Origin of the sequence: Bradyrhizobium sp. SHOUNA76, from assembly GCF_023006445.1 — a bacterium.
Classification (GTDB): Bacteria; Pseudomonadota; Alphaproteobacteria; order Rhizobiales; family Xanthobacteraceae; genus Bradyrhizobium.
Window position 1 is genome coordinate 1 of record NZ_JALBHA010000640.1, and the last position, 2,988, is coordinate 2,988.

The following is a 2,988-nucleotide window of genomic DNA, read 5'->3' on the forward strand; positions in this document are numbered from 1 at the left end:
CGCCACCGCCAAAGCCGCCGTGACCTCCGCCACCGCCGCCACGGGCCAGCACAGGTGAAGCGAACGCCACCATCGCGGCGAGCGTCGCCGCGGTGAGGCCTTTGAGAAGCCTGTTGTTCATCGAAAGGTCCTCCTTGCAGTGCGGCGGTCGTAACGCCGCACGAGAACGATCAGATGAAAGGAAGGAACAGGCAGCTTCAACTTACAAACACGCCAGATTCTGACGCGGGTGTTAGGGAAGCGGGCGCTCTCTCCCCGTCATTGCGAGGAGCTCGCGACAAAATTGCGCGGCAATCTTGCGCTGATGCGACGAAGCAATCCAGACTGTTTCCGCGGAGGGACCCTGGATTGCTTCGCTGCGCTCGCAATGACGGCGCGGATGGAGCTTGCCCTATTCAGGCTGCTCAGCTGCTACGCCCGCTTGCCGTTGTTCTTTTCCGCCGCGCGGCGCAGCGCTTCGGCGAGGGCGCCGCCGCCGGAGGATTCCTGCTTGCGGGGTGCGGAGGAGGTCATGCGTGACGGGTTGCGCGAGCTGTTGTCGCGCTGCATGCCGGGGGCGTCCTTCTTGGCGCCGACCTCGTCGTCGAGGCGCAGCGTCAGCGAGATGCGCTTGCGCGCGACCTCGAAGTCCAGCACCTTCACCTTGACGATGTCGCCGGGCTTAACCACCTCGCGCGGATCCTTGATGTAGGTCTTGGACATCGCCGAGATGTGCACGAGACCGTCCTGGTGCACGCCGATATCGACGAAGGCGCCGAAGGCGGCGACGTTGGTCACGGTGCCCTCGAGGATCATGCCCTTCTTGAGATGCTTGATCTCCTCGACGCCCTCCATGAACACCGCGGCCTTGAACGCCGGACGCGGGTCGCGGCCGGGCTTTTCCAATTCACGCAAGATGTCGGTGACGGTCGGCAGACCGAAGGTCTCGTCGACGAAGTCCTTCGGCTTCAGCGTGCGCACGATCTCGCTGCTGCCGATCAGCGCCTTGATGTCGCTCTTGGTGGCGCTGAGAATCCGCCGCACCACCGGATAGGCTTCCGGATGCACGCCGGAGGCATCGAGCGGGTCCTCGCCGCCGAGAATGCGCAAGAAGCCTGCACACTGTTCGAACGCCTTCGGCCCGAGCCGCGGCACGTCCTTGAGCGCCTTGCGCGACTTGAACGGACCGTTGGCGTCGCGATGCGCCACGATGCTCTGCGCCAGACCCGAGCCGACGCCCGACACGCGCGCGAGCAGCGGCGCGGACGCGGTGTTGACGTCGACGCCGACCGCGTTCACGCAATCTTCGACCACGGCGTCAAGCGACTTTGCCAGCTTGGCCTGGCCGAGGTCGTGCTGATACTGGCCGACGCCGATCGCCTTGGGCTCGATCTTGACCAGCTCGGCGAGCGGATCCTGGAGCCGCCGCGCGATCGAGACCGCGCCGCGCAGGGTGACGTCGAGGCCCGGCAGTTCCTCCGAGGCGAAGGCCGAAGCCGAATAGACCGACGCACCGGCCTCCGACACCACGATCTTGGTCATCTTCAGCTCGGCCAGCCCCTTGACGAGATCGCCTGCGAGCTTGTCGGTCTCGCGCGAGGCGGTGCCGTTGCCGATCGCGATCAGCTCGACGCGGTGCTTCAACGCGAGCTTGCCGAGGATCGCGAGCGACTCGTTCCACTGCCGCTGCGGCTCGTGCGGATAGATCACCGCGGTATCGACCACCTTGCCGGTTGCATCGGTGACGGCGACCTTGACGCCGGTGCGGTAGCCGGGATCGAGACCCATGGTGACGCGGGTGCCGGCAGGCGCGGCCAGCAAGAGATCGCGCAAATTGGACGCGAACACGCGCACGGCCTCGGTCTCGGCGGCGTTCCACAGCCGCATGCGCAGGTCGATGTTGAGATGCACCTGGATCTTGGTGCGCCAGGCCCAGCGCACGGTGTCGATCAGCCAGCGATCACCGGCGCGCTTGAGGTCGGCGATGCCGAACCGCTTCATGATCTTCAATTCATAGGCGCTGGGCACGCCCGGCGGCGGCGCCTCGGCCTCGGCCTGGATTTGCAGGTCGAGGATCTCTTCCTTCTCGCCGCGGAACATCGCGAGGATGCGGTGCGACGGCAATTTGGTCAGCGGCTCGGAGAACTCGAAATAGTCGGCGAATTTTTCGCCCTCGGTCTTCTTGCCGTCGCGCACCTTGGACGCCATGCGCGCATTGGTCCACATCTCCTCGCGAAGCGCGCCGATCAAATCGGCGTCCTCGTCGAACCGCTCGACCAGGATGGCGCGGGCGCCGTCCAGCGCAGCAGTGGCATCCGCAACGCCCTTCTCGGCGTTGACGAAGCTTTCCGCCACGACTTTGGGATCGTTGGTGGGTTCCGCCATCAGCTGATTGGCGAGCGGCTCGAGGCCGGCTTCCTTGGCAATCTCCGCCTTGGTGCGGCGCTTGGGCTTGAACGGCAGATAGATGTCTTCGAGGCGGGCCTTGCTGTCGGCGGCGAGAATGGAGGCCTCGAGCGCGGCATCGAGCTTGCCCTGCTCCCGAACTGATTCGAGGATGGCCTTGCGGCGGTCTTCGAGCTCGCGCAGGTAACCCAGGCGCTCTTCCAGGGTGCGCAATTGCGCGTCGTCGAGCGCACCGGTCGCTTCCTTGCGGTAGCGGGCGATGAAGGGAACCGTGGCGCCGCCGTCGAGCAGCGTCACCGTCGCCTCGACCTGCTCGGCCCGAACCCCAAGCTCTTGCGCAATTTTCTGGTTGATATTTGCCACGCGAGAATTCCTCTATCCAAGCACGCAATACGGGGGCGAACCACCGACCACGGGACGCCGCTTATGGACCAACCGGGGTTGATTCATCAAGGTACCGCGGGCGACCGTCGACAGGGGATTTTTTGTTGAACCGATGCGATCTCGCCACATTCGTGGGGATGCCGGCTCGCCCGTGCTCTGCACGCGTGTCCCGGACGCGCTGCAGCGCGCAAGCGCTGCGGCGCAGAGCCGGGACCCAGG

Annotated in this window: 1 protein-coding gene; it reads right to left on the bottom strand. The window is 65.5% G+C overall.

Features of this window, described 5'->3' with window-relative positions:
• Nucleotides 1–411: 411 nt before the first annotated feature.
• Nucleotides 412–2,748 (bottom strand): Tex family protein, encoded by a 2,337-nt coding sequence (locus MOV74_RS34880; RefSeq protein WP_246931602.1) that lies wholly within the window; start codon nt 2,746–2,748, stop codon nt 412–414.
• Nucleotides 2,749–2,988: the final 240 nt, after the last annotated feature.